Source organism: Microbacterium sp. NPDC091676, assembly GCF_044756645.1.
Taxonomy (GTDB): Bacteria; Actinomycetota; Actinomycetes; order Actinomycetales; family Microbacteriaceae; genus Microbacterium; species Microbacterium paraoxydans_D.
Genome location: NZ_JBIVTI010000002.1, coordinates 624791 through 649746, shown reverse-complemented (window position 1 = coordinate 649746; position 24956 = coordinate 624791). Strand labels below are relative to the sequence as shown.

Genomic DNA, 24956 nt, shown 5'->3' with positions numbered 1-24956 from the left:
CCATCCGCCGCAGACCGAGCATGACGTTCATAGGGCGGCGTCCTTCGCTCCGCGCCGACCGCGGCGAGAGTCTCCGCGCCCGCGGCATCGGATACGCAACGACGCCCCAGCGCTGAGGATGTATGGGAGTCGGCGTGCGGTATTGGAGGATGGAGAGTGGCCGTGCCGAAGGTTCTCACGCGGATGGTGGTGCAGACCTTCGGCTATCAGAGAGAGGTTCTGAATGAAGATGCCGACGAGTCGCTCATCGCAGAACCCCCCGCGAGGCTTCCTCCGACGTGTGCTTCATCTGCTGGGCGCGGCTGCAGGCGCGATCCTGATCGTTGTCGGGGTCCGCTTCGGCACATCACCCGATTTTCAGTACATGTGTGGGCCGGGAACCTATGGGGGCCCCTGCAGTGGTGCCACGATCCTCCCCCTCGTCTGTCTCATCGCGGGGGCGGTGCTGTATGGGCAGTTCGGAACCCGCCGGTGGCTCTGGATACCCGGTGCCGGTGCTGCGGGCGCGGTCATCCTCGCCGAGTATCAGGGCGTTCCCGTGAACCCCTTCTCTTTCGTCGTCGTCCTCATCCTCGCCGCAGCGGCGGTTGCGACGAGTGTGATCAGCATCATCAAAGGGCATGTTGCGCGTTCCGCGAAGTAGCGCGGTCGTCTCACGAAGGCAGAGTCGCAAGCAGACAGTGCACCGGTTTCGATGATCGTGACGGGGATGGTCGTGCCTGGGGGCGTCCGACCCCGGCCGACCTGACCGCCAGGCTCTGACGTTCTGGTTCCGGCCCGTGATCGCGAGCCGTGGAGTGACGGGGAGTCGGTAGACCGCCGACTCGCGTCGATCAACCGCCGAGCACAGGGACGCCCCAGATCCGTGCCGCATCGGAGATGAGGCGATCCATGCCATCCGGCGACTCCCGGCGAAGCGGCGCGTCGTCCCTGGTCACCGGCACCGGGATCGCGACCTGTCCCGCTTCCTGCGAGACCACGATCACCAGGGTCGGATAGAGGAAGGCGCCCTCCTGGATGCCGCCCCTCGTCACGCCCTGGATCCGGTCCCGGGGAACGCTGTAGGCCGTGAGGAGACGCGCCCCGCCGCGGATCAGCCGAAAGCCCGAGGGGTCGATGACCCCGGTGGGGCTCGCCGTGAGCAGGCCGCGGGGTGCGGCGCCGAGTCCGAGAAGGGGGATCGTGCGCGAGAGGTACGCGGCCACGCCGTTGAGGGCGTAGGAGCCGAAGATCCGTGCCTGCGGCTCACGCTCCCGCAGCGCTCGCCGCTGGGCGCGCTGCAGTCGTCGGATGCGTCCGAGCACGATCCAGATGATCAGACCGGCGAGTGCCACCCCAGCGCCGAACACGAGCGAGGTCGCGACGGGCGGCTCGCCGTCCAACAGGGGGCGCACGAGCGTCCCCCAGACGAAGAACGCCGCCAGTGCGGCAGCTATCGCGAGCATCAGTTTGTTGGCGGGCGGGTTCCGGCGCACGAGATCATCCGCCCCACAGGAACGCGGCGGCGGGAAGGAGCGCCACCACGCCGAGCACGGCTCCGATGACGGGCCACGCATACCCGCCGCCGTCAGCGCGGGCGAAGACGAGCCCGATCACGCCGAGGATGAGGGCGATGCCGCCGAAGAGGACCGCGAGCGGCAGCGTGAGGAACAGCAGCCATCCGTAGTTCGGGTCCGCCGTCCCCGCCAGGAGGAAGACGATCGCGGTCGGCACGATGCCGACGAGCGCCACGACGGTGGCCGCGACCCCGCATCCGAAGGCGCGGCGACGGGGCAACGGAGGGATCTGGGTCACGGGGCGATCCTAGCGATCACGCGATCTCAGCGAAGACGAGCCCGATCACGCCGAGGATGAGGAAGCCCTTCCCTTCCGCATCGGTTTCGGCTGGACTGTGCGCATCGGTGTCGACCAATCGGAGGGTGGGACAGATGTACCGCAGCAATGGGAACTACGAAGCATTCGCGCGACCTCGGAAGCCGGAGGGGGCCGACGACAAGACGGTCTGGCTGGTCGGCGGCGGTCTCGCCGCGATGGCGGCCGCGATCTTCATGATCCGCGACGGGCAGGTCGCGGGGGAGCGGATCACGATCCTCGAAGAGCTGGGGCTGCCCGGCGGCGCGCTGGACGGCATCAAGTACCCCGAGAAGGGGTTCGTCATCCGCGGCGGCCGTGAGCTGGAAGACCACATGGAATGCCTGTGGGACATGTTCCGCTCCATCCCGTCGTTGGAGATCGAGGGTGCCAGCGTGCTCGACGAGTTCTACTGGCTCAACAAGGACGACCCCAACGTGTCCCTGTGCCGGGTGACCGAGAAGCAGGGGCAGGACGCGCATACGGACAAGCTCTTCACCCTCTCGGAGAAGGCGCAGAAGGAGATCGTCGCCGTCATCCTCGCCACCCGTGAGGAGATGGAGGGCAAGCGGATCGACGAGGTGTTCGGCGACGACTTCCTCGGCAGCAACTTCTGGCTGTACTGGCGGACCATGTTCGCGTTCGAGGAGTGGCACTCGGCGCTGGAGATGAAGCTGTATCTGCACCGCTTCATGCACCACATCGGCGGGCTGCCCGACCTCTCCGCGTTGAAGTTCACGAAGTACAACCAGTACGAGTCGCTCGTGCTGCCGATGCGGAAGTTCCTCGACGACCACGGCGTGCAGTTCCGGTTCCATCACACCGTGACCGACATCCAGTTCGACATCGAGGACGGTCGCATCCAGGCGACGCGCATCGACTGGATCGCCGACGGCGAGCCCGGCGGCGTCGATCTCGGTCCGGACGACCTGTGTCTGGCGACGATCGGGTCGCTGACGGAGAACTCCGGCAACGGCGACCAGCACACCGCTCCGGAGCTGAAGACCGGCCCGGCCCCGGCCTGGGACCTCTGGAAGCGGATCGCCGCGAAGTCGCCCGCGTTCGGGCGACCGGAGGTGTTCTGCAGCGACATCGACAAGACGAAGTGGGAGTCCGCCACCGTCACCACCGTCGACGAGCGCATCCCGAAGTACATCGAGAAGATCTGCAAGCGCGACCCGTTCAGCGGCAAGGTCGTCACCGGCGGGATCGTCACCGCCAAGGACTCGGCCTGGCTGATGAGCTGGACGGTGAACCGGCAACCGCACTTCAAGGCGCAGAAGCCGAACGAGATCGTGGTCTGGGTGTACGGACTCTTCGTCGAGACGCCCGGCGACTACGTCAAGAAGCCGATGCAGGAATGCACGGGCGAGGAGATCGCGCAGGAGTGGCTCTACCACCTCGGTGTGCCGGTGGAGGACATCGCCGAGCTCGCCGCGTCGGCGGCCAAGACGGTCCCGGTGATGATGCCGTACGTGACCTCCTTCTTCATGCCGCGCCGGGCTGGCGACCGTCCGCAGGTGGTCCCGGAGGGAAGCGTCAACTTCGCCTTCCTCGGACAGTTCGCCGAGACGACGCGCGACACGATCTTCACCACCGAGTACTCCGTGCGCACGGCGATGGAGGCCACGTATCAGCTGCTCGACGTGGAACGCGGCGTGCCGGAGGTCTTCAACTCGACCTACGACATCCGCTACCTCCTCAAGGCGACTGCGCGGCTGCGCGACGGCGAGACCGTCCACATCCCCGGCCCGAACTTCCTCCAGGGCCGCCTCCTCGACAAGCTCGACAACACGCAGATGGGAGAGCTGCTGACGGACTTCGGCCTCATCCCCGCGCACGGCGCGACGGTGCCGCGCCCGCGGGACGACGACGCGATCGCGTGAGCGTGCGCTCAGGCTGCGACGTACTCCTGGCGGACTCGGCCCGCCGTCGCCAGCTCGATGTATCCGAAGTCGTGGTCGGAGTTGAGGATCACGGCGTCGTTGGCGACGGCGTACGCCGCGATCAGGCAGTCGAAGGCGGCCGCGGCTCGCAAGAATCCGTTGGTCCAGAGCGCCTGCTGGATGTCCAGGGCGACCTGCTCGTCGGGATGCTCCCAGGCGGGGAGCAGCTCCTCCATGTCTTCCCGCAGAGCGGCGTACTCCTCCGCGTCACGGGCCGAGTGGCAGTACTCGAGCACCTGCGGCGGGCAGGTGATGAGGAGGTGGTTCGGCGAGAGGGAACGGAGGCGGTCGGCGATCGCGGTGCTTCGCCCTGCCTTCTGCCAGATGCTGTTGTCGACGAGGTAGATGGTCACCGGCGAGTGCTCGCGCTCCGTCCAGCGCCAACGCGCCGCTCCGGCATCGGCTCGGGAGCCACCGTCGGTGCGTCGATCTGTTCGGCCTCGAAACGGCGGCCGATGATGCGTTCGACGGCGGCGGGCTGGCGACGTACCGCGATGAGGGTGCGCAGGGCGAGATCCACGGTCTCGCGGTTGGAGGTCGTGCCGGCGAGCTTCTTGGCCTGCTTCAACTCGTCGGGGTCGATGTCGATGGATGTGACGGTCATGGTCGTTCCTTCCTCCCCGCGCTCTTGTATAGGACAGTATATAGGGCTGTCGGCCGGCGGTCGTCGGCCGGCCGGGGGAGGGTAGGGCGCATGCGATCGACCCGACCGATGCCCGGGAACCCGTGGCCGCACGACATGATCATCACCGTCGAGGATCGTCCGCACACGCTGCTCGAGCTCCTCTGGATCCGCGAGGCGCACGGGCTGGATCCCGCCGACGACGCGCTCCCGCCGCCGCTGGTCGACCGACCGGCGGCGGCCGCGCGGCGCGTGGACGAGGAGACCCGTGCGCGCTGGGCGGAGGTCTGGCCCCGGATCTGGGGCGATGCCGTCGCGCACGCCGCGACCGAGCCCGACTCGGCGCTGCTCGACCGCGCCGTCGCCGCGACGCTGAGTCCCGCCGAGCGGGAGACGCTGCTCGGGCGGATCATCGGGCCCACCGCGCGGGACGCGTTCGGGGTGGAGGTGTTCGACGATGCGGCGTACCGCGAGTGGGAGCGTCGTGGTTCCGAGGCGCATCTCGCGACGCACCTCACGACGCTCGCGGACAGTCCCGAACACCGCGACGTCGCCGCCCTGGCCGACGCCTGGCGGCGCGGCCTCGGGAAGGTGGTGACGCTGCCGTCCCGGGGGACGTACGTCCGGCAGATCGGACCGCAGGCGCTCCTGGTCACCGATGAGGTGCGGAGCGACGCCGCCGCGTACCGCGCGGCGTTGGACTCGTTCGGCCGAGGTCTCCCGGAGCACCCGTCGAGGGCGTGACGCCCCGCGGCGCGAGTCAGAGGACGAGCGGGAGGAACGACACGATCAGGCCGACGGCACCGACCGCGGCGAAGACGACCCCGACAGTCCGCAGGACCCGGCGCAGATGCGGCGGCTCACCGATCCGGATGCGAGCCGGGTCGTTCGAGCTGTGGAACCCGTCGAGCCATCCATCGGTGGTGGCCGTGGGCTCGCTGCGGCGCAGCGGCCTCTCGTGGAAGTCGCCGGCCGCGAACCAGCGAGCGGTGGGGCGGCCGTCCCGATCGATCACGGCGATCTCGACGGGGATCCACTGCCCCTCGACGAGCCGGATCAGCAGGGCCACGATGAGGAACGGCACGCCGACGCCGAGGCCGATCCAGGACAGCACCTCACCGACGACGGAGAGGGTGTCGACGGGGTGCACGACTCCATCGTAGAGAGAGGAACCGGCGAGGGAGTCACGCCATCGGACGGGATCGCGGGCGGTGGGCCTGCTCCAGGTTCCTCCGAAGCCGGTCGCGGCTCTGTCCGTCGACGGACATCGCCCACATCGGGGTGCCGGGGGCGCTGCGCCAGGAGGCGGCGAGCGGGCTGTCGTCGACGGCGTCGAAGCCGAGCTCGTCGTAGAGCGTCGTGACGAACGCGACGGCGTCCGCGTGATCGCTCGAGACGACGAGAGCCGTCCGATCGGCGGCTCCCCTCGGCCGCGCGAGCCTCACCAGGGCCGGCACGGAGTCCTCCGGCGTCCGCGCGGGAACACGGCCGTGGAACTGGATGTGGCTGAACGCCTTCACGACCAGCGAGCGGGGGAGCTGTCGCTGCCGGAGCTCGTGCACGGTCGCCGCTCCGGCGTCGACCTCGGGGAACCTCCCGTCGCGCCACGGCATGTAGTTGTTGTTGTCGATCACGATCTTCCCGGCGAGCGCCGCCGCGGGCAGGCGATGGTGCGGGGCATAGGGGAAGGCCAGGAACGCCACGTCGGCGGCCTCCGCGGCCTCGATGACGGTCGCGGCGCGCGCCTGCGGCCCGAGGTCCTCCACGAGCCCGCGCAGGGTGTGCGGACCCCGGGAGTTGGCGATCACGATGTCGTATCCCGCGCGGATCGCCGCGCGGGCGAAGACGGAGCCCGCCTGGCCCGCGCCGAGGACGCCGATCGTGGTCACCACGGCAGCACGCCGTCCTCGTCGCGGAGGGTGCCCGTCGGTGCGCTCGCGCCGCGCGTCGCCAGGGCCACCACCACGCGGGCGCTGTCTTCGACGGGGCGTCCGCCGTCGAAGCCGGCCGTCATGTCCGTGTCGGTGTAGCCCGGTTCCACGGCGTTGATCCGCATCTCCGGGTGAGCCTTGGCGTACTGCAGCGTCAGCATCGTCGCCGCAGCCTTGGACGCCGCGTAGACGGCGTTGGTGAGGTGGTACTCCGGCCGCGCCGGGTCGGTCACGGCCCCGAACGACCCGGCGCTGCTGGACACGGTCACCACGGTCGGGGCCGCCGACGCGCGCAGGAGGGGCAGGGCGGCCTCCGTGACGCGCACCACCCCGACGGCATTCGTGTCGAAAGCGCGCAGGGCCGCCGGCCCGTCCGCGGGACCGAACTCCTGGATGCCCGCGTTGTTCACGAGGATGTCGAGCCGCCCCTCCGCATCCGCGATCCGGTCGACGGCCTGGGCGACCGACTCGTCATCGGTCACGTCGAGCGTCACGAAACGGGCGCCGATCGCGGACGCGGCCGCGCGTCCTCGGTCGTCGTTCCGCGCACCGAGGTACACGACGTGTCCCCGCTCGGCGAGCTGCCGGGCCACCTCGAATCCGATGCCCCTGTTCGCTCCGGTGACGAGCGCTACACCCATGAGATCCTCCTGAAATACCTTCGTCGCAGCAGATGTTGACGAGCGTATGAGCGTCGACAGCGACCGACCAGGACCCGGATCGACCGGGGTCCTGGCAGACCCCCCTCTCCGTGATGCCGGGCTCTTGGCACGCTCGGCCCCGCGGGAGCGCGACAACCGCCTGGGGGCGTACCTCCGCGCTCGTCGCGACCGCGTCACCCCGGCGCAGGTGGGGATCGTCGTCTCCGACCGGCGCCGCGTCCCGGGGCTCCGTCGCGAGGAGGTCGCGATGCTCGCGGGGATCAGCGCGGACTACTACCTCCGGCTCGAACGCGGGAAGGACCGCACGCCCTCGCCGCAGGTGCTCGATGCCCTGGCGCGGGCGCTGCGCCTGGACGCCGACCATGTCGCTCACCTGAGAGCGCTCGCCGCAGAGCCGCCCGCCGTGGGGACCTCGTCGTCCGACGACGTGCTGCCGCAGACGGCGCTCGATCTGATCGAGGCTCTGGATCAGCCCGCCTTCCTCGAAGACGCCGGTCTCACCGTCCTCGCCGCGAATGCGGCGGCTCGCGACCTCAATCCGCGCCTGCGGCCGGGCCGCAATCAGCTCCGCGACCTGTACCTCGATCCGCAGGAGCGCGCCATGCACCCGGATTGGGAAGGGGTCGCCGCGTGCATGACCGCCGGCCTCCGGTACGCGATGGGCGCAGGGGACGACGCGCGGCTCCACGCGCTGGCCGCGGAGCTCTCCGGGGCCAGCGCGACGTTCCGGCGGATCTGGGCGCGACACGACGTCCGTGCGCAGCGCGGCGCCGTCGTCCGCCTCACCCACGCGGAACGGGGCGAGCAGGTCTTCACGCGTGAGCAGCTCCGCCTGAACGGGACGGACGGGCTCGCGCTGGTCATCTACTCTCCCCGCGCATCGTCCGTGGGAACGAGCGCCGTCATCCGCCAGACCGGAGGCGAACCGTCGGCATCGGTGCGGGCAGTCGTCCGGAATCCGTGACGCTCGTAGAGGCGCACGTTGCGCGCATCCGAGGTGTCCAGCACCACCGGTCCGCCGCCGCGGCGAGCGACCTCGCCGAGCGCGAAGCGGAGGAGGTGCGAGGCGATCCCGCGTCCCTGTCGCCCGGGGTGCACGCCCAGGGTCTCGAGCCGCCACGCGCCTGCGGGGGAGGGGGTCTGGGCGAGGCGGTCGAGGCGGTCGCCGTGCAGCGCGACGACCTGCGCGATGAAGGCGGCCTCCGGTTCCGCGGCGTCCGGGCGGAGAAGCGCGATGGTGCCCGCGCCCTCGCCGGCGACCGCGACGATCCCCTGGTCGTGCGCGTACCCGAGGTAGAGGCGCTGCAATGCCGCGAGCCGGGCGTCGTAGTCGTCCTCGGGGATCACGTGCCGGGTCCAGGGGTAGTCGCGGAAGGCAGCGGCGAGCGTATCCGCACAGGTCGCCAGTTCCTCGCGGCGGGCGAGGCGCACATCGACCTCCGTGTCGTCGTTCATTCCGGTGTCCTCTCGGTGGTGATCCCGTGTCAATGATCGCCTGAAGCGTGGCGAGGTGCCGGGCGAAGGCGGAGCGGCCGGCGTCCGTGATGCCGACGAAGATCCGGAAGGCGACGACCGCTCAGCGCCGCACACCTTCCGCCTCGCCGAGTCGCGCGAGCTCGGCCGCCGTCGGCGCGCCCTCCCAGTCGCCAGACGACAAGCACGCGAAGGCCCCCGCCGCCACCGCCCGCTGCACCCGCTCCGCGAGAGTCGCCTCCTCTGGCCGCAGGCTCAGGTACCCCGCCACGAAGGCGTCCCCGGCACCCACCGTGTCCACGGCGTCGACTGCCACGGCCGGCAGGTCGAGGCGGTCGCGGCCGTCGTCCGCGAAGGCCCCGGCCGCGCCGCGCTTGATGACGACCTCTCGCGGACCGAGGGTGCGCAGGCGCTCCGCGAGCGCACCCGGCGTCCCCGCGCCGACCAGGATGGCGGCTTCCTCCTCGCCCGCGAACAGCACATCGGCGGCCGCGGCGAGGTCCCGGTAGGCGGCGCGCGCGTCCCGGCCGCGCCAGAGCGCGGTGCGATGGTTGACATCGAACGACACGCGGGCCCCGGCCGCCCGGGCCCGCCGCGCGGTGTCCTTCGCGCAGGCGAGGGAGTCGGGGCCGAGCCCGGCGAGGATCCCGGTGAGATGGACGACGTCCGCGGTGGCCAGGAGCGCGTCCGGGACGTCCGTCGGTGCGAGCCGGGAGGCGGCGCTCTCCGCGCGCCAGAAGCTCACCGTGGCCATCCCCGTGGTCCGTCGGTGCTTGTGCATGATCCCCGTCGGGCGGTCGCTGCGGCGGGGGGCATGGACCGTCACGCCCTCCGCCCGCAGCTCCCGCGTGATGAGATCGCCGAGTGGATCGTCGCCCAGCAGGCTGACCCAGCTCGCGCGTGCCCCCAGGCGCGCCAGCCCGATCGCGACGTTGCTCTCCGCGCCGCCGAAGCTCAGCGTGTGCGCCCGCGCGGAGTCGAGGGGGCCGGGCCGGTCGTTCGTGACCACACCCATCGCCTCGCCGACCGTGACGACGTGGAGCGGCGGGAGGGTCACGCGCCGCGTCCGTGGGCGACGGCCGCGAGCGCCTGCTCGGCGCGATCGCGGAGGGCGACGAGACTGCCGCCGGCGAACGCATCCCCCAGGAGCGGGCCGCCCAGGCTCACCGCGATGCAGCCGGCGGCGATCCACGCGGGGATCTCGTCCAGCCCGATGCCGCCCGAGGGCAGCGTACGCACGTCCGGGAAGGGGCCGCGCAGCTGCCCGATGTAGTCCGGGCCCACGGTCGCGGCGGGGAAGATCTTCACCGCCGCCGCCCCGAGCCGCCACGCGGCGTCCACCTCGGTCGGCGTCATCGCGCCCGGGTAGACCGGCACCTCCCTGGCGGAGGCCGCCTCCGCCACCCCGGGCATGATCCCCGGCGAGACGAGGAAGCGGGCGCCGGCGTCGATCGCGGCACGCGCCTCGTGCTCCTCCCGGACCGTCCCCACGCCGATCTCCGCCTCACCCGCCGCGGCGATGAGCCGGGGCAGGGCGGCGATCGTGCCCGGGGTCGTCAGGGTCAGCTCGATGCAGCGGACGCCGCTCTCGGCGAGGGTCCGCACCACCGGTTCGTACAGGCTCGCATCGGGTGCGCGGAGCACGGCCAGCACGCCGGTGCGGGTGAGGGCGTCGGACGGGATGGGGCGCATGAGGGTCTCCTGCGGTCGGTCGCGCGGGGCGGTCAGGGCGTCGCGGTGGCGAACCCGGGGCGGGTGCCGTAGCGGCCGAGGGTGTCCTCGTCGAGGGTCACCCCGAGCCCGGGCGTCACGGGGATGTCGAGGCATCCCTCGGCGTCCAGCGTCCAGCCGCCGTGGATGAGGTCGTCGACGTAGGCCGAGCCCGTCTTGTACTCGACGAGGTCGGTGGCCGAGAGGGCGGAGGCCAGCTGCAGGTCGGCCGCGAGCCCGATGCCGGTGTTCCAGCCGTGCGGGATGAGCCGGATGCCGCGGTCCTGCGCCGCCCACCCGATCCGGCGGGACTCACTCAGTCCTCCGCCCTTCGTCGTGTCGGGCTGCACGATGTCGAACGCGTGCCGGTCGAGGTAGGGCTGGAAGCTCTGGCGCCGGGTGAGCACCTCTCCGCCCGAGATGCGGACGGGGGACGCCGCGCGGAGTTCCGCGAATCCGTCGATGTCGTCCGGGGCGAGGGCCTCCTCGAACCAGGCGACGTCGTAGTCGGCCAGCATCCGGGCGGTCCGCTTCGCCCAGGCCCTGTCGCCCGGGAAGAAGGCCTCGGATCCGCCGGCGTCGACGGCGAGCAGCCGATCGCCGACCGCGGCCCGCGCGGCGGCGACGGTGGCCTCGTCGGTCGCCGCATCCACGCGGCCGAACTTCCACCAGCCGATCTTGAAGGCGGAGAAGCCGGTCGCGACCAGCGCCTCGAGGTTCTCGGTCATCGGGCCGGCCTCGTCCATGAGGACCGACGCGTACGGGCGGACACGATCGCGGTGGCGTCCGCCGAGGAGCCGTCCGACGGGCTGGGAGGCCGCCTGGCCGGCGATGTCCCACAGGGCGATGTCGATCGCGCTCGTCGCGTGGGTGAGGGATCCGCCGCGTCCCATCCAGAAGGCGGTCTGGTGCAGCGTCTCGGTCAGGCGCTCGACCTCCTGCGGGTTCTCGCCGATGAGGTGCGGGGAGAGCAGGTCGATGGCGCCGCGCACCAGGGCCTCCGAGGTGAAGGCGCTGCCGACGCCGACGATGCCCTCGTCGGTGTGGACCGCCACGAGGGTGTGCACGATGTCGTCGGGCTGCAGCTCGTGCGACCATCCGCCCTCGGGTGTCGCACCTCGCAGTCCGCACGTGTCGATTCGGGTGATGCGCATGAAGACCTTCCAACCGTGATGAGGGAAAGGGATCCCCTTCCGAAACCGAAGATAGTCGATTGTCGACAACTGGGCAATCTGTGGGTAATGTCTGTTCCTGCACCCGTCAGCGGTGCGACGAGAGACCACAGCGTTGTGCACGACGGCAGCGCGAAGGCCCGAACCCGAAAGGCATCACAATGAAGTTGACGCGCATCCTCACCGGCCTCGCCGTGGCCGCGACGACCGCCCTCGCCCTCACCGCGTGCACCTCGAGCGGAAGCGCGGGAGCAGGCGGCCAGGAGAGCACCCTCACGAGAGTCCTCGAGAAGAAGACGCTCGTCGTCGGCGTGTTCGCGGACGCCCCGCCCTACGGGGTCATGAAGAGCTCGGGGGAGTACGAGGGCTTCGACATCGACGCCGCGCAGGCGCTCGCCGCCTCCCTGGGGGCGGAGATCGAGTACGTGTCCACCACGAACGCGAACCGCATCCCGCTGCTGGAGACCGGCAAGGTCGACATCGTCATCGCCGCCCTCACCAACCTCGACGAGCGTGCGCAGAAGGTGGCCATGTCCCGTCCCTACGCGGCGGAGGGCCAGGTCGTCCTGGTCCCGGCGGGGAGCGACATCTCGTCGTACGACGACCTCGACGGCCGCAGCGTCGCCGCGACCCGCGGCAGCGTGCCCGCCACCATCCTCGAGAAGCGCTTCCCGGAGGCCGACGCGAGCCTGTTCGAGGCGGTTGCCGACTCCATCCAGGCCCTGCGTAGCGGCAAGGTCGACGCCCTGATGGAGAGCAACTCCGTCGTCCAGGGGATCCTCGCCGACTCCGGCGACGAGTTCGTCGTCGTCGACGCCCCGCAGCTGAGCCCGTCCGTGGTCTCGATGGGGCTGAAGCAGGGCGACCAGCTGTGGCTGAACTACGTCGACAACTTCATCCGGAACTACAACATCAGCGACGCCGCGAACGACTCGTACAACGAGTGGCTCGGCACCGACGTCCCCGAGCTCATCAAGTAGCGACCTCCTCGGCTGCCCCGCCTCGGGCGGGGCAGCCGGAACGGACAACTCATGCAACTCTTCTTCGGGGACCTCATCCCCCATGCGCCCGAGCTGCTCGCCGGCCTCGGTATCAGCATCCTCATCACCCTCGCAGCCGTGCTCATCGGGTCGCCGTTGGGCGTCGGCGTGTACTTGCTGCGCGCCTCCCGTCTCCCCGTGCTCCGCGCGATCGGCGCCGCGTACGTCGAGGTGATCCGGAACACCCCGCTGCTGCTGCAGCTGTACCTGATCTACTTCGCCCTGCCGTCGGTCGGCGTCAACTTCGATCCGATCACCGCGGGTATCCTCGCCCTCAGCGTCAACAACTCCGCGTACCTCGCGGAGATCTACCGCGCCGGTTTCGAGGCGATCCCGCAGGGGCAGATCGAGGCGGCGGACGCCCTGGGTCTCTCGCGACGGACGACGTTCCTCCATGTGCGTCTCGTGCCGGCCCTGCGCAACGTCCTGCCGTCGCTGACGAACCAGGTGATCCTGCTGTTCCTCGCGTCCTCCATCGCCTCCATCGTCGCGGTGCCGGAGCTCATGCACGTGATGATGGGCATCACGACGAGCACCTTCCGCACGATCGAGACGTTCGTCGTCGGCGGCCTGCTCTATTTCCTCGTCGCGTTCCTCATCGCGGGGGCGTCGCGTCTCCTGGAGACGCGCGGCATCCGCTGGAAGGTGGCCTGATGTTCACGTCGTTCGATCTGCCCGATCTCCTCCTCATCCTGCAGGGCGCGTTCGTGACGCTGCAGATCTGCCTCTTGGCGGTGGTCCTCGGCGGGGTGGTCGGTATCGTCTCCGGCATCCTCGCGGCGAGTCCGTTCGCCCCGCTGCGCTGGATCAGTGCGATCTGGGTGGGGGCGATCCGCGGGGTCCCCGTGCTGCTCATCATCTTCTTCGTCTACTTCGCCCTGCCCCTGATGTCGCCCGGCAGCAACGTGCCGGACTACTGGGCGGCCGTGATCGCCCTCACGATCTTCGCCTCGGCGTACATCAGCGAGATCGTCCGCGGCAGCATCCAGGCCCTCCCGCGCGGACAGTTCGAAGCGGCGCAGGCGCTGGGCCTCTCCTGGCCGCAGCAGCTCCGGTTCGTGGTGATGCCGCAGGCGGCGCGCATCATGGTGCCGCCGGGCATCGGCTTCCTCGTCGTGCTCATCAAGGACAGCTCGCTGGTGGCCGTCATCGGCCTGATCGAGCTCACCCGGGCGGGCAACATCGTCGCCTCGCAGACCGGCCAGCCCATCCTCGCCTACCTCGTGGTGGGGGCGGTCTACTTCGTCATCTGCTTTGCCCTCTCCGTCGCCGGCCGCCGCTATGAACGCCGACTCACCATCCACGCGCGCCCGCCCCGGGTGGAGGACGCGCTCATCCCCTCCCGAGGAGACTCGAAATGATCACTGTCACCGACCTGCGGCTCAGCTTCGGCGCCACGGAGGTGCTGCACGGGATCACGTGCGACGTCGCCGAAGGCGAGGTCGTCTGCATCATCGGGGCGTCCGGCTCCGGCAAGAGCACCCTGCTGCGCTGCATGAACGGACTGGAGACGCCCAGCCACGGCAGCGTCGAAGTGAACGGGCACCTGCTCACCGCGAAGGAGCGCCGGGCCGACCTCGCCGCCGTCCGCCGCGACGTCGGCATGGTGTTCCAGCAGTTCAACCTCTTCCCGCACCTCACCGCGCGGGAGAACGTCACGCTCGCCCCGCGCAAGGTGCTCGGCATTGGGGCGTCGGAGGCCGCCGCGCGGGCCGACGCGCTGCTGGCGAAGGTCGGGCTGTCCGCCAAGGCCGACGCCTACCCCGGCAACCTGTCCGGTGGACAGGCCCAGCGCGTCGCGATCGCCCGCGCCCTCGCGATGCAGCCGCGCGTGATGCTCTTCGACGAGCCCACCTCGGCGCTGGACCCCGAGATCGTCGGCGAGGTCCTCTCCGTGATGAAGGGGCTCGCGCAGGAGGGAATGACGATGGTCGTCGTCACGCACGAGATCGGCTTCGCCCGCGAGGTCGCCGACCGCGTCATCTACATGGACGACGGGCGCATCGTCGAGAGCGGCACCCCGCAGCAGCTGCTGTCCCACGCGCAGACCGAGCGGGCGCGGGCGTTCCTCGGGAAGGTGCTCTGACGTCGTGGTCGACCTCCTCATCCGCGGAGCGACCGTCATCGACGGCACCGGAACGGAGCCGTTCCCGGCCGACGTCGGGATCGTCGGCGATCGCATCGCGGTCGTCGCGCCCGATGCCGGCATCGTCGCGGCCGCGGAGCTCGACGCGGGCGGTCTTCTCCTCACCCCGGGGCTCATCGATCCGCACAGCCACAGCGACTGGTCGATCCTGGGCAACCGCGATGCGCTGAGCACGGTGCACCAGGGGGTGACGACCGAGGTCGTGGGCAACTGCGGCGTGACGTATGCGCCGATCGCCGACGGCGACGAGGAGACCGCCCGCCGAGCCCTCGCGGCCTTCGGCTACGACGGCGAGGTGCGCTGGCGATCGTTCGCCGACCTCCTCGCCGTCGTGCACGACGGCGGCACGGCGCAGAACCTCGCCTGGTTCGTCGGGCACACGGGTCTCCGTCGCGCCGCCGAGCGGGCGGAGGGCGACCTCGTGCGCACCATGGAGCGGCATCTCCACGAGGCGCTCGACGCCGGCGCGCTCGGTTTCAGCTCCGGCCTGGAGTACGGGGCGGGGCGCAACGCCTCGACATCGGAGCTGGAGGCGCTCGCCCGTGTCGCTGGACGTCATGACGCCATGTACGCCAGCCACATCCGCAACCGGGACACGGCGCTCGCGGAGGCCGTGGGGGAGTTCTTCCGCGTCGTCCACGCCGGGGAGCTGCGCGCGCAGCTGTCGCATCTGAACGTGCGGCACGATACCGGCGCGCACGAGGGGGCGTGGGAGGAGGCGGTGGCACGGCTGGAGAGCGAGCGCCACTCCGGGGTCGACGTCCTCGCGGACATGACCCCCTATCCCGACGGCATCGGGCTCGCCGCGGGACTGCTGCCCGACTGGCTGCTCTCGGCGGGGGAGGAGTCCGCGGCCCACGCCCTCCGCGATCCGGCGGTGCGTGCGCGGGTGCGTGCGGACGCCGACCGGTACTGGCGCTTCGTGCACAGAGGCCAGTGGGAGCGGGTCCGACTGGCGGTGAGCCCGGCCACCCCCGACTGGGAGGGGCTGATCCTTCCGGAGATCGCGGCGGCGAACGGGACGGACGAGTGGGATGCCTACTTCGACATCATGGCGGCGTCAGGGGGCGACCTCGGAGCCGTGCAGTTCATGGGAGCGCTGTTCCATCCCGACCACGTCGCCGAGGCGGTGCGCCATGAGCGCTTCCTCCTCGGCGTGGACGGCTTCACGTCCCGTCGGGACGGCGTCCTCGGTGCCCGGACCCCGCATCCGCTGTTCTTCCACGGCTCCCAGCACTTCCTGAGCCATCACGCCCTGCGCGCGGGGACCCTCCCCCTGGAGGTGGCCGTCCACAAGATGACCGGCGCGGTCGCGCGGCACTTCCGCCTCCGCGGCCGGGGCGTCGTCGCCGACGGGGCCTTCGCCGACCTGGTCCTGTGGGACCCCGAACTGCTGCGGGCGACGGACACCTTCGTCCTGCCCGAGACCTACGCCACCGCCGCCCGCCACGTCTGGGTGAACGGCACCGCGGTGGTCTCGTCGGGAGCGCGCACCGTCCACCGACCCGGAATCCGACTGGAGAGAGCCGATGTCCTCTGAATCCTCATCCGCCGTCGCCGGCGCCGCGGCCGAACCCCGCCGTCGCCGGAGCGCCGCCACGACGCCCCCGCCAGGGGAGGGCGGACGCCTCACCCCCGCTGTGACCGGGTTCGCCGTCGCGGCGGCGGTCGGCGGCTTCCTCTTCGGCTTCGACACGGCCGTCATCAACGGCGCGGTCACCGCCATCGAGAACAACCTCGGATTGGACGCCGTCGGTCTGGGCGTCGTGGTCGCCGTCACGCTCCTGGGGGCGGCGGTGGGTGCGCTCGGCGCCGGGTGGATCGCGGACCGCATCGGACGGCCCCGCACCATGCTCACCGCCGGTGTCGTCTTCTTCGTCGCCGCGATCGGGTGCGGTCTCGCGCAGGGTGTGGTCGACCTCGCGGTGTGGCGGCTCGTCACCGGCATCGCGGTCGGATTCGCGACCGTGCTCGGCCCGCTCTACATCTCGGAGATCGCACCGGCACACGTCCGCGGACGGCTCGCCTCGATGCAGCAGATGGCGATCGTGCTGGGGATCTTCGTCGCCCTGCTCTCGGACAGCGGGATCGCATGGGTGCTCGGCGGCGCGGATGCGGAACTGTTCCTCGGGCTGCCTGCCTGGCGCTGGATGTTCATCGCAGGCGTGGTGCCGGCGCTGATCTACCTTGTGCTCGCGCTCGTCGTCCCGGAGTCCCCGCGATTCCTCGTGGCCCGTGGCCGGGTGGAGGCGGCGCGTCGGGTGCTGATCCGGCTGCAGCGCGTCGCACCGGCCGAGGCGCGACTCCTCACCGACCGGATCGAGGAGTCGCTGCAGCACAAGGATGCGGGGCGCTTCCGCGACCTGCTGGACCGGCGTCGGGGGCTCCTCCCCGTGGTGTGGGTGGGCATCGGGGTCGCCGCGCTGCAGGCGCTCGTCGGCATCGACGTCATCTTCTACTACTCGACCTCGTTGTGGGAGTCGGTCGGCTTCGAGGAGTCCGCCGCGTTCGGGCTGTCGGTGCTGAGCTCCTTCATCAATGTGGCGGCCACCGTCGTCGCGATCGTCCTCATCGACCGGGTGGGGCGCCGCCGGCTGCTGCTGACCGGCTCGGTGGGCATGTTCGTCAGCCTCGTGATCGTGAGCATCGGCTTCTCCACGGCGCGCCTCGTGGACGGGGCGCCCCAGCTCGAGGGCGTGTGGGGTCCGGTGACGCTGATCGGCGCGAACCTCTTCGTGGTCGCGTTCGCGGTGTCCTGGGGTCCGGTCGTCTGGGTACTGCTGGGGGAGATGTTCCCCAACCGGATCCGCGGCGTCGCCCTGTCCGTGTGTGCCGCGGCGAACTGGCTCGCGGGCGTGGCGCTCAACTTCTCGTTCCCCAGCCTGCGGGATGTGTCGCTGCCCGGCAGCTACGCCCTGTACGCGGTGATGGCGGCGCTGTCGTTCCTGCTCGTGTACTTCGGGGTCCGTGAGACCAACGGCCGCTCGCTCGAGGAGATGGAGGCGAGCGTGGGGCGCGGCGGGACGGCGGGCCCGTCGCGATGACGACGTCGCGCCCAGGTACCGGGGAGCACGCGCCGGACACGGTGACCGTGCACGTTCTGCGGGCGGGCCGTGCGCGGGCGACGGTCGTGCCCGCGCACGGCTGCCTGATCCATGAGTTCGATCCGGGCGGCGGGGACGTGCTGTGGTCCGACGGTCGTCGCCCGCGCGTGCTCGTGCCCTCGGGGCTGACGGGGGAGGAGTCGGCGCAGGAGTTCGACGAGGAGGTGCTGGTCGGCGGGTGGTTCCCCATGTTCCCCGGCGCGGGGCTGCCGACCCCGTCCACGGCGCAGCACGGCTGGGCGCCCCGGGTGCCGTGGACGGTCGTCGCACACGCCGCCGACCGGGTGGTGTGCGTCGCCGACGGGCCGTTCCTCGACGGCGGGGTGGCGGAGCTGACGCGCACGATCGTTCTCGAGGACGGCGCCCTCACGGTCTCGACCGTGGTGCGGAACACGGGCTCGGGGGTTCGGTCGTTCACGTGGGGCGAGCACCCCTGCTTCTCGCGCGCGTTCTTCGCTCCGGGGCGCGTGCTGTTCGCCGGAGAGCAGGTCGTCGCCGTGCCGGCGCACGCGGACGGCGCAGCGGGCCATGTCGCCCGTCACGGGGTGCATGCGGCCGCCGCACTCCTCGGGCCCGCCGGCTCGGTCACGCTGAGAGACGTCGCCGGGACGCTGCCGCACTGGCTGCTGTGGTTCAACCATGCCGCCGCCGACCTTCCCCGCGCGGACACGATCGCGTGGGAGCCGTCCACGGCGGCGGGACTGGGGGTGGGCGATGCGCTCGCCGCAGGGTCGGTGGAGCGCCTGGCCGCAGGCGACGTGTTCCACGCGGTTGTCCGCTGTGAATGGACTTTGTCGACAATCTCCCACGCCTCGGTACGATGACATGATGAGCGCTCTCTCCTCCCTCCCCGCGGTCCCTGCGGCGTCGCGCCGCGAGCGCGTCGCCGAGATCCTCCGCGAGGCCATCACCACCGGTGACCTGGAGCCCGGTCAGAAGCTGACCGAGCTCGAACTGGCCGCCCAGCTGGGGACCAGCAGGGCGCCGGTGCGCGAAGCCCTGCGCCAGCTCGAGCAGGAAGGCCTCGTCGTCTCCTACCCGTACCGCGGCACGGAGGTGCTCGGCGTCTCCCAGGAGGAGATCGAGAACGTGCTCGTGCCCATCCGCATCGCGCTCGAGCGCTTCGCGTTCGAGAAGGCGATGGCCGTCGTCACCGATGGGGACGTCGCCGCCCTGACCGCGATTATCGACAGCATGGACGAGGCGGCATCCGCGGGCGACCTCGCCCGGCTCGCGGACGACGACATTCGCTTCCACGAGGCCATCGTGCTCCTCTCGGGTCAGCAGCACTGCCTGCAGATCTGGCGCACCATCCAGCCGCGGGTCCGCGCCTACTTCCGCCGCGACGCGAACTACTACGGCGACTCGCATGCCGTAGCGGACCAGCATCGCGAGCTGATCGGCGCGCTGGAGAGCGGCGATCGCGATCACGGCCTCGACACCATCACGGAGCACATCCGCACCCACTTCTCCGCGGGCACCGCTCCGGAGGCCGACCGGTGAGCACGGTCGTCGTCACCGGTGCCGCCGCCGGGATCGGCCGCGGCATCGTGCTCCGCGCTGCCGCGCGGGGCCAGCACATCGCCCTCCTCGACATCGACGAGCGCGCGCTGGCCGACACCGCGGCGGCGGCGCTTGCCGCGGGGGCGTCCTCTGCCCTGTCGCTCCGCTGTGACGTGAGCGTCGAGAGCGAGGTCGACGCGGCCTTCGCGACCGCCGCCGAGCGCCTGCCGGCGATCACCGGGGTCGTCGCGAACGCGGGCATCGAGGTGAGCGAGCCGCTCTCGTCGGCGAGCGTCGAGTCGTGGGACCGCGTGATGGCGGTCAACCTCCGCGGGACCTTCCTCACGGCACGTGCGGCCCTCCACCGCTGGCGAGCCCAGGGCACGGGCGGTTCCCTGGTGTGCGTCTCGTCGCCGTCCGCCTTCGTGGGCTTCGCCGGGGGAGCGAACACGGCCTACGGGGCATCGAAGGGCGGCATCTCTGCGTTCGTGCGGGCCGCCGCGTTGGACGCCGCCCCGGACGGGGTGCGGGTCAACGCCGTCGTCCCCGGCGCCACCGACACCGACATCCTCTACTTCGGCCTGGAGGGGGAGGCGTTGGCCGCCCGCCGCACCGAGCTGGGGGAGGCGGCACGCCAGCAGATCCCGCTCGGCCGGATGGCGCGTCCGGAGGAGATCGCCGACGCCGTCCTGTGGCTTCTCGGCCCGGAGAGCGCGTACGTCACCGGCAGTCACCTCGTGTGCGATGGCGGCCTCCTCGCGAAGAGCGCGAACACCTTCTAGGAGCGAGCGGGTCGGGCCCGCGCGGATAGCCTGGTGCGCATGACGGATTCCGCAGAGGTGCCGACGTCCCGCCCGATGGACGCGTGGCTCGACGCTCTCAGCCAGCCCACCGGTTCGCCGGGAGGGGGCGCTGCCTCCGGGGTGATGCTGGGCCTCGCCGCCGCACTGATGGGCATGGTCGCCGGGTACACCCCGGACGAGCCCGCGGTGGTCGCGGGCACAGGCCGGCTCGACGCGGTGCGCGCCGAGCTCCTGGAGGCCGTCGAAACGGACGGGATCGTGTCGGCCCGCTTCGGCGCGGCGCTCGGGCTGGCGTCGGACGATCCCGCGCGGGAGCAGCGGGTGCGGGAGGCGGCCGTCGAGGCGGCGCGGTCAGTGGCGGAGCTGGGGCGCATCGGCATCAGCCTCGTCGCGGAGGCGCGCACGCTGGCCGCGGACGGCAACCCGCACCTCGCCGTGGACCTCGCCGTCGCCACGGAGGCCCTGGAAGCGGGGCTGGCGGGGGCGTCCCTGAACCTCCGGGCCAACCTGCGGCTCGCCCGCGTGCACGGAGCATCGGCCGCGATGCGGGCAGGGCTCGACGAGGAGGTCGGACGACTGGCTGCGGCGCGGACCCAGGTCGAGCGGATCACGGCGGAGCTGTCCGCGCGCCTCGACTGACGTGGCGCACGAGCGGTCGCTGCATGCGCGTATCGAGGAGATCCTCGATGCGTGGGACCTGCGCCCGGACGGTCCGCTCCGGTCCGGCGAGGCCGGAATCGTCGTTCCGGTCCGGCGGGCGGACGGCCTCGCGGCGGCGGTGAAGATCCAACGGCCGGGTCCGGAGGCGGATGCCGCGATCCTCGGGCTGTCGCGGTGGGACGGGCGAGGGATCGTCCGCCTCCTCGCGAGCGCGCCGGATCGCGGAGCGATGCTCCTGGAGCGGCTCGATGCCGAGCGCAGCCTCGAGGCGATGGACGATGACGATGAGGCCACACGGATCGTCGGCTCCCTCCTCGCACGTCTGCACAGCGTCGACCCGCCGGCCGGCCTTCCGCGACTGGAGATGGTGGTGTCGCAGATGCTGGACGATGCGACGGAGGCGGGCGCGCTGCTGACGGGAGAGGACCGACGGCGGTTCGACCGGTGGCGGCGCCTCGTCGCGGACGTCGCCGCGACGCCCGGCAGCGGGTTCCTGCACTGGGATCTGCACTTCGGCAACGTCCTGCACGCGGAGCGCGAACCGTGGCTGGCGATCGACCCCGAACCCCTCGTCGGCGACGCGGGCTTCGATCTGTGGCCGGCGCTGGACAGCGGCTGGAGCCGCGATCCGGGCACCGTCGATGCGGCCCGCATCGTGCGGCGTCGTTTCGACATCCTCACCGAGATGCTGCACCTCGACCGCGCACGCGCGGCACGCTGGACGACCGCGCGGCTCCTGCAGAACGCGCTGTGGGACATCGAGGACGGGGAACCCGCGATCGCTCCCGCCGCGACGGTGCTCGACGATGCGCTGCGGTCGGCAGGGCTGTCTTGATAGCATCCCGGCCATGAGCACGCCGGACTCCGATGCCGCTCGGCCCGAGCACGACCGCGCCGCGATCAAGGAGCGCGTGTACGCGACCTTCACGGGCCTCGCCATCGTGCTCGTGCAGAACGCCAACGTGGCGCACACCAGCGCGCTGCAGGCCACGGTGACCCTGCTCATCGGCATCGTCGCGATCGCTCTCGCGGGCTTCGCCGCCGATCTGGTCGCGCACCTCGCGACGCATGGCAGCTTCCCCCGGGGCGCGGACCTGCGTGAGGTCCTGGGGCTCACCGGCACGGCGCTCGGCTCGGCGGCGGTGCCGCTGCTCGTCCTCCTCGCCGCCGTGCTCGGATGGATCGAGCTGCGGACGGCGCTGACCATCGCGTCGATCGTCTACGTCGCGATACTCGGGCTCATCGGGTACGTCGCCGTCCGCCGGACCGGGGTGAGCGGGTGGCAGCAGCTCATCGCGCTGGGGATCCTCGTCGGGCTCGGCGGCATCGTCGTGCTCGTCCAGCAGCTCGCGCACGGACACTGACGGACACACCCGTTGCTCGGGCCGTGCGCATGGTTCATCCTGAACGTGCTGCACGGATCGACGTGGGGGGCCTCGACGGTCACGCTGCGGCCGACGGAGCGCCTGCCACTCAACTCCCTCCCCCGGCGGGCGCTCCGCTGCGAGAGTGATCCGCCGAGGGACCGCGGCTCGACTCACCCGGGTGATCATCATCTCGGCCCCTGTGATCGCGTGGCGCTCAGGCTTATCGTCGGTGAGCAACGGCGGGCTGTCGCAGTCGGAGAACCCGTCACTCGGATCATCGGCGAGATCGAGGGACACCATGCACACGGAGACCACGCGCGCACGCTCGCGGACAGCAGGGGCACTTCTGGCGACGGCCATCGCGGCGGCGATGGTGCTCTTTGGCGCGACGCCGGCGTCCGCGCTGTGGGATCCCGACCCCGTGCTGCCCCGGGCGGGCTTCTTCACGCAGGTCACCATCACCGGGTCGCAGTACCCGACGAACGTGACGGGCGAGCTCACCACCCTGGCCCCGACCCCCGGGGCGTATCCGGCGACCGGCGCCTCGGTGGAGGCCGTGAGCCCGCAGCTCATCACCATCGCCGACCCCGTCTCCGGAGCGACCGCGTCGGCGTACTGCATCGACTTCAGCACGGAGACCGGCATCGGCGCGGGCTACAACATCGGGGAGTGGGATGCGTCGAACGTGCCCAACCTCGACTACATCAACTACATCCTCAACAACTACTTCCCGTTCAACACGGCGAACCCGCTCTCCGGTCTCACCCTCTCGCAGCAGGTCGCCGCGGTGCAGAGCGCGATCTGGTACTTCAGTGACGGCTTCGTGCTGGCGACGGGGACGAATGCGACCATCCGGAACGCGACGGCCGCCGTCGTGCAGGCCGCCCTCGACAGCGGCGGCCTCCCGGAGCCGTCCGTGCCGACCCTCGCCATCGACCCTGACGCCACCACGGTGCCCGAAGACGGATCGATCGTGGGACCCTTCACCGTCTCCGGCACCACTGATGGCACGCTCGACGCCGCCGTGGGAGTGGAGGTCTTCCTGGATCAGGCGGGGACCCAGCCCGTTCCCGTCGGCACCGCGGTGGCCGCCGGCACGCAGCTCTGGGCGCGGTGGACCGGGCCGGCCGCTCCGGTGAACGGCTTCCGGATCACCGCCCAGGCCTCGCTGACCCAGGGCACGGTCTACCTCTATGACACGGAGTCGTCGGACAGGCCCGCGGCGCAGAAGCTCGTCCTGGCGCAGACGACGACGCTCCCGCTCCGCACCGGCGTCCGCGCGACCCCGTATGCGTCCGGGGAGATCAGCGTGCAGAAGATCATCGCCGGTGACGGCGCGGGGCTCCAGGACGCCATCACCATCGATCTCACCTGCACTCCCGCGCCGGCGTCGGGCGTCGTCGTCTCCGCCACGATCCCTGCGGGGGCCACGAGTGCGGATCCCGTCGTCTTCACCGGCCTGCCGGACGGGGCGACGTGCACGGTCAGCGAGTCCGCGGACGGCGCCAACGACGCGGTCACTCTCGCCGCGCAGACCATCGAACCGGAGACGGTGACGGTCGACGCGGCCGCGACGGAGCCCGTCGTCGTGACCGTCACCAACACGTACGACCCGGTCGAGACGCCGAGCAACGGCGGTGGCGGCGAGGGCGGCTCCGGCGGGAGCACCGGCGAGGGCCAGGGACTCGCCGCCTCCGGGCCGACACCGATGACCGGTCCGCTGACGGTCGCCGGCCTCGGGCTCCTGCTCGCCGGTGCCCTCCTCCGGATCCGTCGTCGGGCGAACCTCCGCTGAGCAGTGGGGGGGCGGCCCGGCCGCGCCCCCCACTCCGGGGATCAGGACCGCGGGGCTTCGTCTCGCTGCGGTTCCCCTTCGTCGTCCTCGTTCGCGATGCGGATGCGCCGACCTTCCTCGATGTCCTTCCGCTCCTTCTCCGCCCTCTTGTCGCTCTGCCGGGTGTCGCGAGCGGGGAGCTGGATGTCGCGTTCGGCCGCGATGCCGGCCTGAAGCTGGCGACCGCGTTCCAGCTCGGCGTCGAACTCGGCGCCGAACAGGAGGGCGAGGTTCGCGATCCACAGCCAGAGCAGGAACACGATGATCCCCGCCATCGACCCGTACGTGCGCTCGTAGTTGGCGAAGGTGGTGACGTAGAGCACGAAGCCGAGGGTGGCGATCGCGAGCACGACGATCGCCACGAGGGCACCCATGCTGATCCACCGGAACTTCGGCTGCTTGGCATTCGGCGTCGCGTAGTACAGCATCGCCACGAGGAACACGACGACGAACAGCAGCAGCGGCCACTTGGCGATGCTCCACGCGAGCTGCACGCCCTCACCGGCGCCGATCGCGTCGCCCAGCGCCGACACCACGTCGCCGGAGAGCACGAGCACGATGGCGACGATCGTCAGGGAGACGACGGTGATGAGCGTGACGAGGAGATGCAGGGGACGCAGCTTCCAGAACGGCCGCCCCTCCTCGATCTCGTAGATGCGGTTCATCACCCGGCTGAACGCTCCGACGTACCCCGACGCCGACCACAGGGCGAGGAGGATTCCGAACACGAGCGCGATCCCGGCGCCGGGGGCCTGGGAGATCTGCTCGATGGGTCCGCGCAGCGCCTCCGCGGTCTCCGGCGGTGCCACGTCGCCGATGATGCCCAGCACGGCGTCGGCGGCGGCCCCGCCCTGGCCGAACACGCCGAGCAGCGAGAAGACGGCGATCATGGCGGGGAAGATCGAGAGCACCGCGTAGTACGTGAGGGCCGCGGCGCCGTCCATGCACTGGTCGGCGGAGAACTCCCGGACGCTCTTGACGAGGACGTACTTCCACGACCGCTTCTGCAGATCGGTCGGGCTGTCCGGCTTCTCGTCGTGCTCGGGCGGTGGAGCGGACGCGGATCCGCTGCGTGCTGTGGCTGCCTTCGACATGGTTCCTCCTCGCGTCGGCGCGAGCGCTGCTCCCGCGA

General features: G+C 71.2%; 29 protein-coding genes. 17 read left to right on the top strand and 12 right to left on the bottom strand.

Annotated features, from left to right (window positions below):
• Window positions 1-280: 280 nt before the first annotated feature.
• The gene (locus tag ACIQID_RS16450) at window positions 281-643 is read left to right on the top strand and encodes a hypothetical protein (protein WP_400287101.1); all 363 of its coding nucleotides are present in this window, start codon (window positions 281-283) and stop codon (window positions 641-643) included.
• A gap of 190 nt (window positions 644-833) precedes the next feature.
• Here the strand turns inward: ACIQID_RS16450 and ACIQID_RS16445 are convergent, their stop codons facing one another.
• Both ACIQID_RS16445 and ACIQID_RS16440 read right to left on the bottom strand, forming a co-directional pair.
• On the bottom strand, window positions 834-1445 hold the full coding sequence (locus tag ACIQID_RS16445; protein WP_400287099.1) for a hypothetical protein: 612 nt from the start codon (window positions 1443-1445) through the stop codon (window positions 834-836).
• 34 nt (window positions 1446-1479) lie between these two features.
• Entirely contained in the window at window positions 1480-1794 is a 315-nt protein-coding gene (locus ACIQID_RS16440; protein WP_400287097.1) for a hypothetical protein, read from the bottom strand.
• A gap of 134 nt (window positions 1795-1928) precedes the next feature.
• Between ACIQID_RS16440 and ACIQID_RS16435 the strand changes: the two genes are divergently transcribed.
• A complete protein-coding gene (locus ACIQID_RS16435; protein WP_060922458.1) occupies window positions 1929-3737 on the top strand; it encodes an oleate hydratase in 1809 nt (602 codons plus the stop codon).
• Between the two features lie 8 nt (window positions 3738-3745).
• Here the strand turns inward: ACIQID_RS16435 and ACIQID_RS16430 are convergent, their stop codons facing one another.
• Both ACIQID_RS16430 and ACIQID_RS16425 read right to left on the bottom strand, forming a co-directional pair.
• The gene (locus tag ACIQID_RS16430; RefSeq protein WP_400287094.1) at window positions 3746-4150 is read right to left on the bottom strand and encodes a PIN domain-containing protein; all 405 of its coding nucleotides are present in this window, start codon (window positions 4148-4150) and stop codon (window positions 3746-3748) included.
• Window positions 4147-4401, bottom strand: coding sequence for a type II toxin-antitoxin system VapB family antitoxin (locus tag ACIQID_RS16425; RefSeq protein ID WP_400287092.1), 255 nt, complete (start codon window positions 4399-4401; stop codon window positions 4147-4149). Before ACIQID_RS16425 ends, ACIQID_RS16430 begins: the two co-directional genes overlap by 4 nt.
• 90 nt (window positions 4402-4491) lie before the next feature.
• On the opposite strand from ACIQID_RS16425, the gene ACIQID_RS16420 reads away from it, so the two are divergent.
• Entirely contained in the window at window positions 4492-5163 is a 672-nt protein-coding gene (locus tag ACIQID_RS16420) for a hypothetical protein (RefSeq protein WP_400287090.1), read from the top strand.
• A 16-nt stretch (window positions 5164-5179) separates the two neighbouring features.
• On the opposite strand, the gene ACIQID_RS16415 is transcribed toward ACIQID_RS16420, so the two are convergent.
• The 3 genes from ACIQID_RS16415 to ACIQID_RS16405 are packed head-to-tail and all read right to left on the bottom strand — an operon-like array spanning window position 5180 to window position 6991.
• Window positions 5180-5569, bottom strand: a complete 390-nt coding sequence (locus tag ACIQID_RS16415) for a hypothetical protein (RefSeq protein ID WP_400287088.1) — start codon at window positions 5567-5569, stop codon at window positions 5180-5182.
• Window positions 5570-5603: 34 nt separating this feature from the next.
• Window positions 5604-6311 (bottom strand): NADPH-dependent F420 reductase, encoded by a 708-nt coding sequence (locus tag ACIQID_RS16410; protein WP_400287086.1) that lies wholly within the window; start codon window positions 6309-6311, stop codon window positions 5604-5606.
• A complete protein-coding gene (locus ACIQID_RS16405; protein ID WP_400287084.1) occupies window positions 6305-6991 on the bottom strand; it encodes an SDR family NAD(P)-dependent oxidoreductase in 687 nt (228 codons plus the stop codon). Before ACIQID_RS16405 ends, ACIQID_RS16410 begins: the two co-directional genes overlap by 7 nt.
• A gap of 124 nt (window positions 6992-7115) precedes the next feature.
• Here ACIQID_RS16405 and ACIQID_RS16400 point away from each other — a divergent pair, with 124 nt between their 5' ends.
• On the top strand, window positions 7116-7976 hold the full coding sequence (locus ACIQID_RS16400) for a helix-turn-helix domain-containing protein (protein ID WP_400287082.1): 861 nt from the start codon (window positions 7116-7118) through the stop codon (window positions 7974-7976).
• Here the strand turns inward: ACIQID_RS16400 and ACIQID_RS16395 are convergent.
• The 4 genes from ACIQID_RS16395 to ACIQID_RS16380 all read right to left on the bottom strand — a co-directional run bounded on the left by ACIQID_RS16395 (window position 7877) and on the right by ACIQID_RS16380 (window position 11349).
• Entirely contained in the window at window positions 7877-8467 is a 591-nt protein-coding gene (locus tag ACIQID_RS16395; RefSeq protein WP_400287080.1) for a GNAT family N-acetyltransferase, read from the bottom strand. The two genes, ACIQID_RS16400 and ACIQID_RS16395, sit on opposite strands and share 100 nt — an antisense overlap.
• Window positions 8468-8588: 121 nt before the next feature.
• On the bottom strand, window positions 8589-9542 hold the full coding sequence (locus tag ACIQID_RS16390) for a sugar kinase (RefSeq protein WP_400287078.1): 954 nt from the start codon (window positions 9540-9542) through the stop codon (window positions 8589-8591).
• Complete coding sequence (locus ACIQID_RS16385; RefSeq protein ID WP_400287076.1) at window positions 9539-10177, bottom strand: bifunctional 4-hydroxy-2-oxoglutarate aldolase/2-dehydro-3-deoxy-phosphogluconate aldolase; 639 nt, start codon at window positions 10175-10177, stop codon at window positions 9539-9541. Before ACIQID_RS16385 ends, ACIQID_RS16390 begins: the two co-directional genes overlap by 4 nt.
• Window positions 10178-10209: 32 nt before the next feature.
• Entirely contained in the window at window positions 10210-11349 is a 1140-nt protein-coding gene (locus tag ACIQID_RS16380) for a mandelate racemase/muconate lactonizing enzyme family protein (protein WP_400287074.1), read from the bottom strand.
• A 179-nt stretch (window positions 11350-11528) separates the two neighbouring features.
• On the opposite strand from ACIQID_RS16380, the gene ACIQID_RS16375 reads away from it, so the two are divergent.
• The 13 genes from ACIQID_RS16375 (at window position 11529) to ACIQID_RS16315 (ending at window position 23785) form a co-directional block, all read left to right on the top strand.
• Window positions 11529-12347 (top strand): transporter substrate-binding domain-containing protein, encoded by an 819-nt coding sequence (locus ACIQID_RS16375; RefSeq protein WP_312675847.1) that lies wholly within the window; start codon window positions 11529-11531, stop codon window positions 12345-12347.
• Window positions 12348-12398: 51 nt separating this feature from the next.
• Entirely contained in the window at window positions 12399-13061 is a 663-nt protein-coding gene (locus ACIQID_RS16370; RefSeq protein ID WP_126893827.1) for an amino acid ABC transporter permease, read from the top strand.
• On the top strand, window positions 13061-13768 hold the full coding sequence (locus tag ACIQID_RS16365; RefSeq protein ID WP_400287071.1) for an amino acid ABC transporter permease: 708 nt from the start codon (window positions 13061-13063) through the stop codon (window positions 13766-13768). Before ACIQID_RS16370 ends, ACIQID_RS16365 begins: the two co-directional genes overlap by 1 nt.
• Window positions 13765-14493: an amino acid ABC transporter ATP-binding protein gene (locus ACIQID_RS16360; RefSeq protein WP_312675843.1), complete on the top strand. Its 729-nt coding sequence runs from the start codon at window positions 13765-13767 to the stop codon at window positions 14491-14493. Before ACIQID_RS16365 ends, ACIQID_RS16360 begins: the two co-directional genes overlap by 4 nt.
• 4 nt (window positions 14494-14497) lie before the next feature.
• Window positions 14498-16093: an amidohydrolase family protein gene (locus tag ACIQID_RS16355; protein ID WP_400287069.1), complete on the top strand. Its 1596-nt coding sequence runs from the start codon at window positions 14498-14500 to the stop codon at window positions 16091-16093.
• Window positions 16083-17597, top strand: a complete 1515-nt coding sequence (locus ACIQID_RS16350) for a sugar porter family MFS transporter (RefSeq protein ID WP_400287067.1) — start codon at window positions 16083-16085, stop codon at window positions 17595-17597. Before ACIQID_RS16355 ends, ACIQID_RS16350 begins: the two co-directional genes overlap by 11 nt.
• Window positions 17598-17638: 41 nt before the next feature.
• Window positions 17639-18481 carry a hypothetical protein gene (locus ACIQID_RS16345; protein WP_400287065.1) on the top strand — a complete coding sequence of 281 codons (843 nt, stop codon included), beginning with the start codon at window positions 17639-17641 and terminating at the stop codon, window positions 18479-18481.
• A 4-nt stretch (window positions 18482-18485) separates the two neighbouring features.
• The gene (locus tag ACIQID_RS16340; RefSeq protein WP_400287063.1) at window positions 18486-19160 is read left to right on the top strand and encodes a GntR family transcriptional regulator; all 675 of its coding nucleotides are present in this window, start codon (window positions 18486-18488) and stop codon (window positions 19158-19160) included.
• A complete protein-coding gene (locus tag ACIQID_RS16335; protein WP_331202136.1) occupies window positions 19157-19942 on the top strand; it encodes an SDR family oxidoreductase in 786 nt (261 codons plus the stop codon). Before ACIQID_RS16340 ends, ACIQID_RS16335 begins: the two co-directional genes overlap by 4 nt.
• A gap of 39 nt (window positions 19943-19981) precedes the next feature.
• On the top strand, window positions 19982-20602 hold the full coding sequence (locus ACIQID_RS16330; RefSeq protein WP_331202135.1) for a cyclodeaminase/cyclohydrolase family protein: 621 nt from the start codon (window positions 19982-19984) through the stop codon (window positions 20600-20602).
• Window position 20603: 1 nt separating this feature from the next.
• Window positions 20604-21458, top strand: a complete 855-nt coding sequence (locus ACIQID_RS16325) for an aminoglycoside phosphotransferase family protein (protein ID WP_400287060.1) — start codon at window positions 20604-20606, stop codon at window positions 21456-21458.
• A 13-nt stretch (window positions 21459-21471) separates the two neighbouring features.
• Window positions 21472-21987, top strand: a complete 516-nt coding sequence (locus ACIQID_RS16320; protein ID WP_312675833.1) for a hypothetical protein — start codon at window positions 21472-21474, stop codon at window positions 21985-21987.
• Between the two features lie 301 nt (window positions 21988-22288).
• Window positions 22289-23785, top strand: coding sequence for a thioester domain-containing protein (locus ACIQID_RS16315; protein ID WP_400287058.1), 1497 nt, complete (start codon window positions 22289-22291; stop codon window positions 23783-23785).
• 41 nt (window positions 23786-23826) lie between these two features.
• Here ACIQID_RS16315 and ACIQID_RS16310 read toward each other — a convergent pair whose 3' ends face one another.
• Window positions 23827-24918, bottom strand: a complete 1092-nt coding sequence (locus ACIQID_RS16310; protein WP_400287056.1) for a YihY/virulence factor BrkB family protein — start codon at window positions 24916-24918, stop codon at window positions 23827-23829.
• Window positions 24919-24956 lie beyond the last annotated feature (38 nt).